At 45.4% G+C, this 14,766-nt stretch carries 14 protein-coding genes; 12 read left to right on the plus strand and 2 right to left on the minus strand.

Annotated features, from left to right (window positions below):
* Positions 1–66 precede the first annotated feature (66 nt).
* The 10 genes from pduA (at position 67) to HFM85_RS01330 (ending at position 7,540) form a co-directional block, all read left to right on the plus strand.
* Entirely contained in the window at positions 67–342 is a 276-nt protein-coding gene (gene pduA, locus HFM85_RS01285; RefSeq protein WP_015525952.1) for a propanediol utilization microcompartment protein PduA, read from the plus strand.
* A 43-nt stretch (positions 343–385) separates the two neighbouring features.
* Complete coding sequence (locus tag HFM85_RS01290) at positions 386–724, plus strand: BMC domain-containing protein (protein ID WP_173736893.1); 339 nt, start codon at positions 386–388, stop codon at positions 722–724.
* A 75-nt stretch (positions 725–799) separates the two neighbouring features.
* Positions 800–1,078: a BMC domain-containing protein gene (locus HFM85_RS01295; RefSeq protein ID WP_005427721.1), complete on the plus strand. Its 279-nt coding sequence runs from the start codon at positions 800–802 to the stop codon at positions 1,076–1,078.
* A 140-nt stretch (positions 1,079–1,218) separates the two neighbouring features.
* Positions 1,219–1,830: a phosphate propanoyltransferase gene (locus HFM85_RS01300; protein ID WP_373152625.1), complete on the plus strand. Its 612-nt coding sequence runs from the start codon at positions 1,219–1,221 to the stop codon at positions 1,828–1,830.
* Positions 1,831–1,900: 70 nt separating this feature from the next.
* Positions 1,901–2,167, plus strand: a complete 267-nt coding sequence (locus tag HFM85_RS01305) for a EutN/CcmL family microcompartment protein (RefSeq protein ID WP_015525950.1) — start codon at positions 1,901–1,903, stop codon at positions 2,165–2,167.
* A 4-nt stretch (positions 2,168–2,171) separates the two neighbouring features.
* On the plus strand, positions 2,172–3,500 hold the full coding sequence (locus HFM85_RS01310; RefSeq protein ID WP_173736894.1) for a 4Fe-4S dicluster domain-containing protein: 1,329 nt from the start codon (positions 2,172–2,174) through the stop codon (positions 3,498–3,500).
* 16 nt (positions 3,501–3,516) lie between these two features.
* Positions 3,517–4,065 (plus strand): BMC domain-containing protein, encoded by a 549-nt coding sequence (locus HFM85_RS01315; RefSeq protein ID WP_015525948.1) that lies wholly within the window; start codon positions 3,517–3,519, stop codon positions 4,063–4,065.
* A 73-nt stretch (positions 4,066–4,138) separates the two neighbouring features.
* Positions 4,139–4,903 (plus strand): DeoR/GlpR family DNA-binding transcription regulator, encoded by a 765-nt coding sequence (locus tag HFM85_RS01320; protein WP_173736895.1) that lies wholly within the window; start codon positions 4,139–4,141, stop codon positions 4,901–4,903.
* Between the two features lie 136 nt (positions 4,904–5,039).
* Complete coding sequence (locus HFM85_RS01325) at positions 5,040–6,191, plus strand: 1-propanol dehydrogenase PduQ (protein ID WP_118070753.1); 1,152 nt, start codon at positions 5,040–5,042, stop codon at positions 6,189–6,191.
* Between the two features lie 236 nt (positions 6,192–6,427).
* Complete coding sequence (locus HFM85_RS01330; protein ID WP_173736896.1) at positions 6,428–7,540, plus strand: cob(I)yrinic acid a,c-diamide adenosyltransferase; 1,113 nt, start codon at positions 6,428–6,430, stop codon at positions 7,538–7,540.
* Positions 7,541–7,667: 127 nt separating this feature from the next.
* On the opposite strand, the gene HFM85_RS01335 is transcribed toward HFM85_RS01330, so the two are convergent.
* Positions 7,668–8,978, minus strand: coding sequence for a hypothetical protein (locus HFM85_RS01335; RefSeq protein ID WP_173736897.1), 1,311 nt, complete (start codon positions 8,976–8,978; stop codon positions 7,668–7,670).
* Between the two features lie 288 nt (positions 8,979–9,266).
* Here HFM85_RS01335 and recQ point away from each other — a divergent pair, with 288 nt between their 5' ends.
* A complete protein-coding gene (gene recQ / locus HFM85_RS01340; RefSeq protein WP_173736898.1) occupies positions 9,267–11,096 on the plus strand; it encodes a DNA helicase RecQ in 1,830 nt (609 codons plus the stop codon).
* A gap of 641 nt (positions 11,097–11,737) precedes the next feature.
* Here the strand turns inward: recQ and HFM85_RS01345 are convergent.
* Positions 11,738–12,586, minus strand: a complete 849-nt coding sequence (locus HFM85_RS01345; RefSeq protein WP_173736899.1) for an AraC family transcriptional regulator — start codon at positions 12,584–12,586, stop codon at positions 11,738–11,740.
* A 240-nt stretch (positions 12,587–12,826) separates the two neighbouring features.
* Between HFM85_RS01345 and HFM85_RS01350 the strand changes: the two genes are divergently transcribed.
* The gene (locus tag HFM85_RS01350; protein WP_119239003.1) at positions 12,827–14,623 is read left to right on the plus strand and encodes an L-fucose isomerase; all 1,797 of its coding nucleotides are present in this window, start codon (positions 12,827–12,829) and stop codon (positions 14,621–14,623) included.
* The last annotated feature ends 143 nt before the right edge of the window (positions 14,624–14,766 follow it).

The raw sequence follows: 14,766 nt of genomic DNA on the forward strand, positions 1-14,766 counted from the left end.
TTACAAAAGTTGCGGAATCATATATGATAAAAAAGTAACGAATGTAAGATTCAGGAGGATAGAATCATGGCACAGGAAGCATTAGGAATGGTTGAGACAAGAGGCCTCACAGCTGCAATCGAAGCAGCAGATGCAATGACAAAAGCAGCAGAGGTTGCTCTGGTAGGAACAGAGAAGATCGGTTCCGGTCTTGTAACTGTTATGGTTCGTGGAGACGTAGGCGCTGTAAAAGCAGCAGTAGAGAGCGGAAGCGCAGCAGCATCCAGACTTGGAGAGCTCGTAGCTACACACGTGATCCCGAGACCTCATACAGATGTTGAGAAAATTCTTCCGAAGCTTTAATTCAGGCTTTGAAAGAAAGAGAAATTAATTAAGGAGTTCGCTCATGGGAAAATCATATGGATTTATAGAAATCACAGGTGTCGTTGCGGCTATTAATGCCCTGGATATCATGTGCAAAACGGCAGACGTTGAGCTGGCGTCATGGGAGCGTAAGCTGGGCGGACGACTGGTGACTCTGATCGTACAAGGTGATGTATCAGCAGTTACAGCAGCTGTAAATGCAGCAGTAGAGCAGGCCATTAAGAAACCTGCCAGTTACGCGGTAATTGCTAATCCTCACGAGGAGATCGTCAAACTGGTTGAGCTGAGTGCGAGCCGGTGGAAGAAGAAACAGGAGAAACCGGAAGAACCGCAGGAAAGCAAAAAGGGCAGTAAGAAATAAACTGCAGACCAGATAAGTCAGAAGTAAACAAAACAAATATACAATGCATTAGCAATCCATAAGGAGGATATGATCATGACACAGGAAGCATTAGGAATGGTTGAGACAAGAGGACTTACAGCAGCTATCGAGGCAGCTGACCAGATGTGTAAAGCAGCTAACGTTGCACTGGTAGGAACAGAGAAGATCGGTTCCGGTCTCGTAACAGTTATGGTTCGTGGAGATGTAGGAGCAGTTAAATCTGCAGTAGAGAGCGGAAGCGCAGCAGCATCCAGACTTGGAGAGCTTGTAGCTACACATGTAATCCCGAGACCTCATACAGACGTTGAGAAAATCCTTCCGGTTCTTAAATAATCTAACTGATCAGTTCCAAGACGCACCGGCCTGAGGGCCATTAAGGCTTCGAGCCGGTGCGTTTTGAGTTAAGTTCAGTATGAAACCGAAAGAAAGCAGGTGTACTCTTGGAAACGAATAATATTGAAATGATCACAAAAATGGTGATCGATGCGATCAACAAAAACGAAGACAAGGGCAATGGTTTCGTTGTTCCTATCGGAGTTTCCGCAAGACATATTCACCTGACACAGGAGCATGTGGAGGCATTGTTCGGAGAAGGCTATCAGCTCACAAAGAAAAAAGATCTGATGGGCGGACAGTTTGCATCCAACGAAACAGTTACCATTGTGGGACTGAAGCTCCGTGCGATCGAGAATGTAAGAATCCTCGGACCTGTCCGCAGTAAATCACAGGTTGAGGTTTCCGCAACAGATGCGATCAAGCTGGGAATGAAGGTTCCGGTACGTATGTCCGGTGATCTTGCAGGAAGTGCACCGATCGCCATCGTCGGACCGAAAGGTGCCATTTATCTGAAAGAGGGATGTATTGTGGCTATGCGTCACATCCACATGGCTCCGAAGGATGCCCAGGCTGCGGGTGTACATGATGGTGATGTTGTTTCCGTCAAAGCTGACAATGAGCGCGGAACGATCTTTAATCAGGTTAAGATCCGTGTTGATGACAGCTTTACACTGGAAATGCATATTGATACAGATGAAGCAAATGCAGCAAGAATTGCCACAGGCAATACAGTTACCATAATCAAATAATATTCCTCCTTCGGGGATGCCGCTTAATGGCATCCCTAATAGAGGATATAGAGAAAAAACGGAGGCTCATATGATCGTAGGCAAAGTAGTTGGAAGTATTGTTTCCACACGAAAAAGTGAAAAACTGATAGGAAATAAATTCATGATCGTGGAGCCGGTGCATCATATGAAAGCCGAGCACAGCCAGATTGTTGCCATCGATATCATCGGTGCAGGAATCGGCGAATATGTATTGGTGGCACAAGGAAGCGCAGCAAGAATTGGCTGCGGCGTAGAAACAGCACCGGTAGATGCCGCAATCGTCGGAATCGTAGATGACGGTGCAGGATTGGAGTAACGCCATGGATATCAAAGAATTACAGAAAATTATGCAGGAGAATGGTGTTGTCGGAGCAGGTGGAGCAGGTTTCCCTACATACATGAAGCTGACAGACAAAGCTGAAATCATTCTCATGAACTGTGCAGAGTGCGAACCATTACTGAAACTTCACAGACAGTTGTTGGAGAAGCACGCATACGAGATCATGAAAACATTCGATATGGTTGCGGAGACAGTAGGAGCTTCCCAGGCCATTATCGGAATCAAAAAATCTTATGTACAGACGATCAATGCTTTAAATCAGCATATTGAAGAATTCCCAAGGGTTAAGATCCATCTTCTGGATGAGGTTTATCCGATGGGTGATGAGGTTGTTCTTATTTATGAAGCAACCGGACGTGTGGTACGGCCAGGAGGACTGCCGATCGAGCAGGGAGTAGCCGTATTCAATGTAGAGACTCTCTACAATGTATACCGCGCGGTAGAAGAACACAAACCGGTAATAAGCAAATATGTTTCCGTTGTTGCTGAGGTCGAGAATCCTGTTACAGTGAAAGTTCCCCTGGGATGTACACTGGAAGAGGTTGTTGCCCAGGCAGGCGGTACAACTGTAAAGGATCCTGTATATTTCGTTGGCGGCCCGATGATGGGACGTATCGGAAACGGTTCCGACCCGGTTACAAAAACAACGAACGCAATCCTGGTTCTTCCAAAGGACCATGTTATTGTTATGAAGAAGCAGCGGACTTCTTCTATAGATCTGAAGAGAGCAGCATCTATCTGCTGTCACTGCCATACATGTACGGATCTTTGCCCGAGACATAATCTGGGACACCCGATCGATCCGGCAATGTTCATGATGGCAGCATCCAACCAGGATTTCAGAAATGTAAATCCTTATATCAATTCTGCATTCTGCAGCTCCTGTGGTGTCTGCGAGATGTATGCGTGTCCGCAGAGCCTGGCTCCGAGAACACTGCTTGCAGATATGAAAGGCGGACTTCGTAAGGCCGGAATCAGACCACCTCAGGGTGTTCAGCCGAAGCCGGTACAGGAGTCAAGAGAATACCGCAAGGTTCCTGAAGAGCGCCTGATGGCACGTCTGGGACTTACCAGATATGACAAGGATGCACCACTTCAGGAAGAACTTGTAAACGTATCAAAGGTAAAGGTTCTCTTAAGCCAGCATATCGGTGCACCGGCACAGGCAATCGTAAATGTAGGCGATATGGTAACAGAAGGACAGATGATCGCACAGCCTGCACAGGGATTAAGTGTCGGAATTCATGCAACCATCAGCGGTAAGGTTACAGAAGTGACAGACCGCCATGTTGTAATTGCAAGAAATTAGAAAGGACGTGCACAAAATGAGTAGAGCAATCGGAATGATTGAGTTTAAAACCACACCAGCTGGTATCACTGCAGCAGATGCCATGGTTAAGACATCTGAAGTAGAGATCGTGGAGGCGCAGACAGTATGTCCGGGAAAATATATTGCAATTATCACCGGAGATTTAAGCGCAGTGAAAGCTGCTGTAGACACAGCTGTAACAACATACGAGGACAAATGCATTGACAGCTTTGTACTGGGCAATCCGCATGAGTCCATTTTCCCAGCGATCTACGGAACCACACAGGTTGAGGAGATCAGTGCCCTGGGAATTCTTGAGACCTATGATGCAGCATCTATTATTGAAGCAGCAGATCAGGCAGCTAAGACAGCTATCGTTGATCTGATCGAGCTTCGTATCGCCAAGGGTATGTGCGGTAAATCCTACATGCTTCTTACAGGCGAGGTTTCTGCAGTAGAGGCTTCTATCGAAAGAGCAAAAGAGCTGGTAGCTGAGAAAGGAATGTACATGGATTCCTCAGTGATCGCTCATCCGGACAAGAGAATGATCGATACGATCCTTTAATATTGTTTTTTATATCTGAGGGATATCCTTTTGAAGGATATCCCTGCAATGACATCTGAAAAGGAGGCATCTTATGCTAGCGTTAGAGAGAAGAAATCTGATTCTCGAGAAATTACAGGAAGAGAAAAGGGTTGTTGTAAGTGAACTAAGCCAGCTTTACAGTGTCTCAGAAGAAACAATCCGCCGTGATCTGGACAAGCTGGAAAAAGAGGGACTTGCCACAAAGAGTTATGGCGGTGCGGTGATCAACGAAGATGTCGGTATTGATTTACCATTTAATATTCGTAAAAACCAGAATGTACAGGGAAAGCAGAAGATGGCAGAGATTGCTGCTTCCATGGTGAATGACGGAGATCATATTTTTCTGGATGCCAGCACAACTGCAGTTTTTGTAGCCAAGGCACTGAAAGAAAAAGAACGTCTCACAGTTGTTACCAATTCAATGGAAATCCTCCTGGAGCTCTCTGATGTATCCGGATGGAATATTATTTCAACCGGTGGAGTGATGAAGGAGGGATATCTTGCATTTCTTGGTGCCAGAACCGAGGAAGTGATCCGCTCTTACTATGTGGACAAGGTTATTTTTTCCTGTAAGGCATTAAATGAAGATATGGGGATCATGGAATCCAAAGAAGCTTTTGGAACAACAAAAAAAGCCATGATCAATTCCGGAAAAATGCGTATTCTGGTGGTAGACAGCACGAAATTTGATCAGACCGCTTTTTCCGTGGCAGGACAGTTGCGGGATATCGAGATGGTTATTACAGACAAAAAACCATCTGAAAAATGGCTGAAGCATTTCAGCGATCATAAGATCGAATGCATCTACCCGAAATAGACTGAACATATATCGGGAAATGATTATGTTTATGAGCATGCAGTGTATGCGGAATGCGGAGATCCGCTTTACTTTATCCGAACACAGGTAGACAAAAGAGAACTGTGTTACGGTATGACGAGAGGGAGCAGTTTCTATGAATACATTTGAAATGAAAACAGCCATCCACTTTGGAGCTGATGCCCTGGGAAGACTGAAAGATATTCCATACAAAAGAGTCCTTGTTGTCACGGATCCGTTTGTCGTAAAAAGCGGAATGATCGACATGATCACAAAACCGCTTCAGGCAGGTGGAAAAGAATTTGATATTTTCTGTGATGTTGTTCCGGATGCACCGGTTGGGAAAATTGCCGAAGGAGTCAAAAAATTCCTTCAGTATCAGCCGGAAGCGATTGTTGCAGTAGGCGGTGGCTCTGCTATCGATTCTTCCAAGGCAATCCGTGAGTTTGCCCTGAAGATCAACAATTACGGAAAGGTTGGGCTGGTTGCCATTCCTACAACAAGTGGCACAGGTTCCGAGGTTACTTCTTTTGCTGTTGTAAATGATACAGAAGCACATGTGAAATATCCGCTGATCTCAGACAGCCTGACAGCAGATGAGGCGATTCTGGATGCTGAGCTTGTACGCAGTGTTCCACCTGCGATCACAGCAGATACAGGTATGGATGTTCTGACTCATGCAATTGAGTCTTATGTCAGCATCAATCATAATGAATTTACTTCTGCACTTGCCGAGAAATCTATTGAGATCTGTGGTGTATATCTTTACCGTGCGTATGTTGATGGTAATGATATGCATGCAAGACAGAAAATGCATGTAGCATCCTGTCTGGCAGGACTTTCCTTCAATGCAGCAGGTCTTGGTATCACTCACAGTATGGCTCATCAGCTGGGTGCTATTTTCCATATTCCTCACGGAAGAGCTAATGCGATGCTGTTGCCGCATATTGTTGAATACAATGCAAATATCAACAAACGCAGCAGAAGCCAGAAAGAATATCTTCCGGCAGTAAAGAGATATTCCAATATTGCACATCTTCTTGGACTGAGCAATTATAACGAAGTTATGAGCGTAAGATCTCTTGTGAACTGGATTCAGTTTATGCAGAAAGAGATGAATATCCCGCTTACCATCGAAGAGATGAAGACGATCACACCGGATGCATATTTTGCGGCGGTTGATAAGATGGCGGATATGGCACTTGCGGATGCCTGCACAGCGGCAAATCCGCGTGTACCGAAGAAAGAGGATATTGTTAAGATTTATACTAAATTGTGGTCTTTTTAAAAAGAAAAGGAAATCGCAAAGAAATAGCAAAGGGGCCGCAAAGCCGCGGCCCCTCTGCACACCCCTCGGGCTTTTTTTAGAGTGCTTGACTGTGGCGGGCGGAAGGGTATTGACTTTTGTCTGTATGCTGCGATTGTTTCGGGTTGAACGTTGTGCCGATTAATTGTCGAGGATTGTAAAATTGGTCTGATATGGATAGGCTTATTTATCAGGTGTTGCTGGGAGGTTGAGCTGGTATGGAGGTTTATACCGGATATGGTGATAAGGGGATGACGGATCTTTCCCATACGAAGAATGTTTCCAAGTCGGATGATCGGGTTTGTCTGATGGGGTCAGTTGAGGAACTGATGAGTCATATTGGGCTTGTGCGGGTTCTGGTATCGGACGGGGATGTTGTCCGGATGCTGGAGAAGATTTCGGAGACTCTGAAGAAGATTACGGATGGGGTTTCTGATCCTTATAACAGAGAATTTAAGGTGAATGAAGACCGGACAGAGCTTCTGGAGGAAGAGATTGGCCGGATGAAAGAAATTTTTTCCGGGGAGAGACTTCCGATTCTTCCGGGGGATTCCAGAGTTGCAGCTGAGATTGATGTGACAAGAGCTGTGGCACGGAGGGCTGAGAGAGAGCTTGCGCTGGTGAGTGTGAAGTTTGGGTCTGACACAGGTGCCAAGAAGTTCATGAACCGGCTGTCCGATTATTTTTATGTGCTGGCAAGATATATGGATGCTGCGAAGATCGGAGAGAAGAATGCAGAAACTGCTGAAGGTGTTCAGAGATCTGTGAAATCAGAAACTGCCGGGATTGAGGATAATGTTGGGGCAGAGGCTTCAGGAACTGTGACAACAACAGCGGGAGGAAATACGGCAATGGCACAGAATGACAGTATGGCAGTAAACACGGCGATGATCCAGGAAGTGCTGAAGCGTATGGGTATCCAGGGACGTATCACCTTGGATTCTGCCAAGCATCTGATCGAGAAGATCGAACAGGAAGCACTGCGGAGAAACAAGCCTTCCGTAATTGCGGTATGCAGCCCGGATGGAAATCCGGTTGCGGTTCATGTGATGGACGGATCTTTTCTTGTAAGCTTTGATATGGCAGTAAAAAAGGCCTACACATCTGTGGCAGTAAAAATGTCAACTATGGAGCTTTCCAGACTGACACAGCCGGGCCAGACGTTTTACGGTCTTGGCAAGATGAGCGACAATATCGTAATATTCGGAGGTGGAGTACCGCTTAAAGTCGGAGACACCATTATCGGTGGTCTTGGTATCAGCGGTGGTACCGGTGAAGAGGATAACAGCCTCGCGGAGTATGGACTGCAGATTCTGAATGAAGTACTGTAGGATAAAGGATAAAAATAAAATGTACAAACAGCTCAAAGAGCATAAATAAAAGGGACGTGCTGCAGTGATGATTTTTAAATCAATACTGCAGCACGTCCCTTTTGTGAACATTTTACAGAAGGATAGCTTACTTCCAGTTAAGCTTCAGGCATTTGATGGAAATATCACTTTTTTCCGGTGCCTGAACCATATTTTGGATAAAATAGGTCTTTGTCATAGTTTTTCCGGGCTTCAGGTCCAGTGTCAGAGTTTTTGTCCAGTACATCTGGTCATAGATACCGGAGCCTGTGGTGATCTGTACTTTTGCTTTGGTGATGGTTTTCGCAGAAGTATTGGTGAATTTTAAGGTATAATAGGTTTTCATGTCATTAGGGCCGTACTTGATGCCGGCAACACTGATCTTCAGATTTTTTGCGGTAGGTTTGGTGGCCGGTGCGGATACGGTAATGGTGATCTTGCGATTAACACCATTTAATTTTGCGGTAACTGTGGCTGTCCCTTTTTTCTTTGGGACAAGATAGTTTCCGGAAATGGCAAGTAAAGAAGGCTTGCTGGATTTTGCATTTTTGATGGTCAGACTGGTACCTCCCTTCAGATTAATGAGGGAACGCATGGTAATTTTGGAGCCAACCCTAAGCGTAGTTTTGGAAGCGCGGAAGGTTGCTACGGTTTTTGATGGAGATGTTACTTTTCCGGTCAGTTTACAGGCTGTGGCTTTGGGGTAGGATAAAGTGATCTTTGCGGATCCGGCTTTCATGCCTTTCAGGGTAACTGTGAAACGGCTACGTTTTTTTGAATCCTGAGTGATGCTCTGCACCTTGAGAACAGAGCTGTTGGAAGAAGTAACCTTGAATTTTGATTTGCTGATGGTTTTTACGTAAGGATCAGAAATCTCAATTCCGATTGAAGTAGTTTTTCCGGTTCGGATACTCTGGGTCAGATAATTGTTGTTGGTGATAAAAATTTCCGGAACTGCCTGTTTGATGGTAACTTCATAGTCGCAGTCTACAGGCACCGGACATTCTTTATTGCCGAAATCGAATTCCAGGTAGCCATCCTCCAGGTTGTCATCGTAGGTGAAAAAAGTCTCTTTGTATGCCAGTGGTGTATAATTTGAAGTGTTCAGCTTAACTACATTGATCCCATCAATAGAAAATGTGGTGCTTTTGGGTATGACTCCTTTAGGAGAATAAAAGCTTACACGGACGGTTATGGCATAGATTCGTTTTTGGCATTTGGCATTTTTGATGTTGATCGGGAAATTAATGTCTGAAAACTCATCTTCGATCACACCATCGGTATCACGGATCGTGGAAGTGGTTCCTTTGGTCACTACCCGGACTTTAGCGTGGGCATCCTGTGGAAGCAGGAGCATGATAACTGAAAAAAGAAGCAGGAAAAAAATTGCCTCGATGGTTTTTATTTTTCTTTTACACATAATAACTCCTCCTTTTTTGAGCATTCCGGCTGTCACTGATCAGAAGAACCGGATACTATATGAATTCATGGTTCAATGTAATGGGACAGTATAAACAGACTGTTTCATTTATATCATTATAGCAGGTAAATACACAGAGGTAACTTTGTGATTTTTTACGATCAATTGGCAATTACCCGGAAAATATGTTAAAATTAAACATTCGGAAAACAGCAGCAATTTGGATATATATAAGCAGCGAATGCGGATGATTTGTCCGCTTGATTAAAGAAAGGATCATGTCGATTTATGACGAAACAGGAACTTTTAAAGACCCACTTCGGGTATGATACTTTCAGAGAAGGGCAGGAAGCAGTGATTGATGCACTTCTTGCAGGAAAAGATGTTCTGGCAGTGATGCCAACCGGAGCAGGAAAATCCATCTGCTATCAGGTGCCGGCACTGATGATGAAAGGGATCACGCTGGTAATATCACCGTTGATCTCCCTTATGAAAGACCAGGTTCGGAGCCTGAACCAGGCAGGAATCTCGGCGGCTTATCTTAACAGCTCTCTGACGCAGGGACAGTATTTCACAGCTTTGCGTTACGCAAAAGCAGGACGTTATCCAGTCATTTATGTGGCACCGGAGCGGCTTACTACCGAGGCATTTCTGGATTTTGCGCTGAGTGCGGATATCTCCATGATCGCAGTAGATGAGGCACACTGTGTATCCCAGTGGGGACAGGATTTCCGGCCAAGTTATCTTAAGATCGAGGAGTTTGTGGCACAGCTTCCGAAGCGACCGGTGATCAGTGCATTTACAGCCACAGCAACGAAGGAAGTACGGGAAGACATTGCAAGACTTCTGGACCTTCGAGATCCCTTTTGCACAACAACAGGATTTGACAGAGAAAATCTTTACTTTGCAGTGAAAACCCCGAAGGATAAATATAAAGAAGTACATGATTACATAATGGAGCATCCGGACGACAGCGGTATTATCTACTGCCTCACCAGAAAACTGGTGGAAGAAGTCTGCGGAAAACTGATTCGGGATGGGATTTCCGCAACCAGGTATCATGCAGGCCTTTCTGATGAGGAACGCAGGAATAATCAGGATGATTTTATCTACGACAGATGCCATGTGATGGTGGCTACCAATGCTTTCGGAATGGGAATCGACAAGTCGGATGTGCGGTATGTCATTCATTACAATATGCCGAAAAACATGGAGGGCTATTATCAGGAGGCGGGCCGTGCAGGACGCGACGGAGATCCTGCGGAATGTATCCTTCTCTATGGCGGCAAGGATGTTGTCACTAACCAGTACCTGATCGAGCGCGGACAGGAGAATCTGGAGATGGATGCGGCAACACAGCAGCTGATAAGAGAGAGGGATCAGGAGAGACTGAGACAAATGACTTTTTACTGTTTTACCCATGACTGTCTCAGGGAATATATCCTGAAATATTTTGGCGAATATGGAAAAAGCTACTGCGGAAGCTGCCTGAACTGCCAGACAGAATTCGAGGAAAAAGATATCACAGAGGAAGCCGGAGCTATGGTCCGCTGCGTGCAGAGCTGCGGCCAGCGTTATGGCGTCAATGTGATCCTGGATACCATCCGCGGTGCATCCACAGCCAAGATCCGGCAGTACCATATGGAGGAGAATCCTGCATACGGAGACTGCGCTAAGATCCCTGCACGTAAGCTGCGTCAGATTTTTAATTATCTGGTGCTTCGTGACTATCTTGCCCTTACAGATGACGGCTATACGATTGTGAAGCTTACAGGTTCCTCAGAGAGCCTTCTTGACGGGGAAAAACATCTCACAATGAAGATGCCGAAAGAACAGGAACCAAAGCGAAAAGAGAAGCGCAGCCGCCTTTCAAAGGCTAGCGCAGGGGAACTTGGAGAACAGGACGAGCCGCTTTTTCAGAGGCTCCGTGCGCTCCGCCTGGAGATTGCCCGGGAAGAAAAAATTCCTCCATATATGGTATTTTCCGACAAAACTCTCATTCATATGTGCATTCTGAAGCCGGGAAATGAGGAAGAAATGTTCAATGTGACAGGAGTTGGCAGATACAAGTTCGAAAAATACGGAAAAAGGTTTATTGATGCGGTGCAGAATATGTAGGAAAGAGCCGTTTGCTGTCAGAAAATGCAGAGCGAAATGTTCCGGATTGTCTTGCATTTAAAGGTTACATTTGTTAGAATAAGACAAGCAGGAGACATCCGGCGGACATTATACAGCCGGATGTGCACACCTTGCGGACTAATTTCTGCTGTACGTTCCGGTGCAGTGTACAGGCATTTCGCAAGCAGAGTTCTATGCAGCCGTGGAATCCCTTCAAATAAATGGAATCGACTTACGTCGGTCAGAAGCAAGCAGTGAGGTGGATGGTCGTATCCGCTTTCCATTAAGACATAATCTGTTGCTGTTCCCAGGCGCGAAGGAACAGTGATCAGAATCATACACGATCTGCGTCGGCTTTTTCATGCAGAAAATCTGCCCTGCCGGCTTTTTTCTTATACATAAGAGAAGCGTGTATTCCTAAACATGAACGTAGCCTGCCCATGAAGCAGGAATCAGTTCCGGTACAGCGTTTCTGCTGTAAGGCCGAAAAAAGAGGTGTTAGTTACATATAGCTGTATGCTGGTCGCAGATACGGAGAAGCAATCTCCAGTGCAGCAGCCAGTTATAAATTACCAGACAGCTTAAATCTGAAAAAAGCAGGATCTCCGCATATGCGTGTGCGAAATCCTGCTTTTGGTCTTTTATCGTCGCTTATACTTTCCGGGTGTAACCCCCTTATATTTTTTAAATGTCCGGATAAAATAACTCAGGTCATTAAATCCGTTTCGGTATGCGATCTCTGTAATGGAATCATCAGTAGTAGCCAGCTGGCAGCAGGCCTGCTCGATCCTCTGCCTGTTCAGGTAGTCCATAGGAGTCTGATGTGTCATCTCGGAAAAAAATCTGCAGAAGTATTTCGGTGACATGGAAACAGAGGCCGAAAGCTCCTGGAGGGTGATGGGATTTGCGTAGTTCTTCTCAATGAATTCAACGACCTGCTTCAGCTGGACGATACGCTTGTAGTCACGGCGGGTTTTGCGCAGGCTTTCCAGGTAGTAATGATTACCAAAAACCAATCCGAAAAAGTGGTAAAATTGTCCAAACACAATCAGCTCATATCCAGGCTTTTTCTGCCAGAAAGAATCGAAAAGAGAATTGACGGTCTGCCGGATATCCGGATGTCTCTCGGTAAAATGGTGATAAATAAGAAGCTCCTGATGGCTGAGCTTCTGCATGTATTCTGTACAGACAGAATTGAATTTCAGAAACATGTTCATATCAAAAACAATGCACTGATAGATACAATCATGAGGGATTCCGGAATGGAGCACTCCACTATTGACAAAAATCACATCTCCGGCTTTTGCTGTAAAACTTTTTTCGTCTAAAGTGACGGTGAGAGTGCCCTGGAGTATCCGCATGATTTCACATTCCACATGCCAGTGATAGGACATGACGTAGCGGGGATGCGTGCTGTCAATGTGGTGAAACTCAAAAGGAAATTCATAGGTACCCCGGAGCCGGTCTTCGTTTCTTCCAAGATCGTGCAAAATAAAACCCTTCTTTCATAAATTTTATAGATTTTTTAGGAACTTATATGGAAAAGTGAATATTGTACTATTTTTTGCTATTATAACACAAGTAATTTATAAGATGCAATCGTATAATAAAATCATCAATCAGGCAAAGGATGCCTGAACACAAATTGTGAAGCAGGAATCTATGCTTTGCATTATGAAACAAGTTCATACTAATAACGAATAATATATATGTAGGAGGTAATTTTTACTATGGCAAAGAGCAGATTAGTAGGAAGCTATCCAGTTATCGGTATCAGACCGACAATCGATGGACGTAGAGGAGCACTGGATGTAAGAGGATCTCTGGAAGACCAGACAATGAACATGGCTAAATCCGCAGCCAAGCTTTTCGAGGAGAACCTGAAATACTCCAACGGTGAGCCTGTAAAGGTTGTAATCGCTGATACAACAATCGGACGTGTTGGCGAGAGTGCTGCATGTGCTGATAAATTCCGTAAAGAGGGTGTAGATATCACTCTTACAGTTACACCATGCTGGTGCTACGGTGCTGAGACAATGGATATGGATCCGCAGACGATCAAGGCTGTATGGGGATTCAACGGAACAGAGAGACCTGGTGCTGTATACCTTGCATCCGTTCTTGCTACACATGCACAGAAAGGACTTCCGGCATTCGGTATCTACGGACATGACGTTCAGGAAGCTGATGACACATCTATTCCGGAAGACGTTAAAGAGAAACTGTTAAGATTCGGCCGCGCAGCAGTTGCAGCAGCATCCATGAGAGGTAAATCCTATCTGCAGATCGGTTCTGTAACAATGGGTATCGGCGGATCTATCATTGATTCTGATTTCATCGAGTCCTATCTTGGAATGAGAGTTGAGTCTGTTGATGAGGTAGAGATCATCCGTCGTATGACAGAAGGCATCTACGATCACGAAGAGTTTGAGAAAGCTCTCAAATGGGCAAAAGAAACCTGCAAGATCGGCTGGGACAAGAACCCGGAAGAACTTCAGTTCTCACCGGAGAAGAAAGAGGAGCAGTTCGAGTTTGTTGTTAAGATGGCAGTTATCATCAAAGAACTGATGAACGGCTGTGACAATCTTGCTCCGGAATTCTCCGAGGAAGCAATCGGACACAATGCTCTTGCAGCTGGATTCCAGGGCCAGAGACAGTGGACAGACTTCTATCCGAACGGTGACTTTGCAGAGGCTATGCTGAACACTTCCTTTGACTGGAATGGTGCTCGTGAGCCGTACATTCTTGCTACAGAGAACGACGTTCTCAACGGACTTGGAATGCTGTTCATGAAACTCCTTACAGGACGTGCTCAGATTTTCGCTGATGTTCGTACATACTGGAGCCCGGAGGCAGTTAAGAAAGCTACAGGATATGACCTTGAGGGTGTTGCCAAAGAAGCTGGCGGATTCCTTCATCTGATCAACTCCGGTGCTGCCTGCCTGGATGCTAACGGACAGGCTAAAGAGGCTGACGGAACACCGGTTATGAAACAGTGGTGGGATGTTACAGAGGCAGACCAGAAAGCTATCATGGAGAATACAGAGTGGTGTATGGCTGACAACGGATACTTCCGTGGAGGCGGATATTCCAGCCGTTATGAGACACGTGCCCAGATGCCTGCAACAATGATCCGTCTGAACCTTGTAAAAGGACTTGGACCGGTTCTTCAGATTGCAGAGGGATGGACAGTAGCTCTTCCGGAAGAGGTATCTGACAAACTCTGGAAACGTACAGACTACACATGGCCATGCACATGGTTCGCTCCAAGATGCGATGGCAAAGAGGGACCGTTCAAGACAGCTTACGATGTAATGAACAACTGGGGTGCTAACCACGGCGCAATCTCCTACGGACACATTGGTGCAGACCTTATCACAATGTGCTCTATGCTGAGAATCCCGGTATCCATGCACAACGTTCCTGAGAAGGATATCTATCGTCCGGCAGCTTGGAATGCATTCGGTATGGAAAAAGAGGGTGCAGACTTCCGCGCTTGCAAGAACTATGGACCACTTTACAAATAAATCATACTGTTAAAATAACAGAATATCGATCCCCCGGCATGTATGTGCCGGGGGATTTTTTTGGCTATAGTGCAGGATAGTCAGGAAACACTCTGTTCGGATTCCGGGAAAAAAGTTATAATGGGAACAGATTTATAAACAGA

This window comes from Blautia schinkii (assembly GCF_013304825.1).
Taxonomy (GTDB): domain Bacteria; phylum Bacillota; class Clostridia; order Lachnospirales; family Lachnospiraceae; genus Blautia_A; species Blautia_A schinkii_B.

Bases quoted from the DNA above. Each gene is read 5' to 3' on its own strand.
- HFM85_RS01325 (WP_118070753.1), top strand. From the start codon at position 5,040: ATGAATACATTTGAAATGAAAACAGCCATCCACTTTGGAGCTGATGCC.
- HFM85_RS01335 (WP_173736897.1), bottom strand. From the start codon at position 8,978: ATGTGTAAAAGAAAAATAAAAACCATCGAGGCAATTTTTTTCCTGCTT.
- HFM85_RS01290 (WP_173736893.1), top strand. From the start codon at position 386: ATGGGAAAATCATATGGATTTATAGAAATCACAGGTGTCGTTGCGGCT.
- HFM85_RS01305 (WP_015525950.1), top strand. From the start codon at position 1,901: ATGATCGTAGGCAAAGTAGTTGGAAGTATTGTTTCCACACGAAAAAGT.
- HFM85_RS01320 (WP_173736895.1), top strand. From the start codon at position 4,139: ATGCTAGCGTTAGAGAGAAGAAATCTGATTCTCGAGAAATTACAGGAA.
- recQ (WP_173736898.1), top strand. From the start codon at position 9,267: ATGACGAAACAGGAACTTTTAAAGACCCACTTCGGGTATGATACTTTC.
- HFM85_RS01310 (WP_173736894.1), top strand. From the start codon at position 2,172: ATGGATATCAAAGAATTACAGAAAATTATGCAGGAGAATGGTGTTGTC.
- HFM85_RS01295 (WP_005427721.1), top strand. From the start codon at position 800: ATGACACAGGAAGCATTAGGAATGGTTGAGACAAGAGGACTTACAGCA.
- HFM85_RS01350 (WP_119239003.1), top strand. From the start codon at position 12,827: ATGGCAAAGAGCAGATTAGTAGGAAGCTATCCAGTTATCGGTATCAGA.
- HFM85_RS01300 (WP_373152625.1), top strand. From the start codon at position 1,219: ATGGTGATCGATGCGATCAACAAAAACGAAGACAAGGGCAATGGTTTC.
- pduA (WP_015525952.1), top strand. From the start codon at position 67: ATGGCACAGGAAGCATTAGGAATGGTTGAGACAAGAGGCCTCACAGCT.
- HFM85_RS01330 (WP_173736896.1), top strand. From the start codon at position 6,428: ATGGAGGTTTATACCGGATATGGTGATAAGGGGATGACGGATCTTTCC.
- HFM85_RS01315 (WP_015525948.1), top strand. From the start codon at position 3,517: ATGAGTAGAGCAATCGGAATGATTGAGTTTAAAACCACACCAGCTGGT.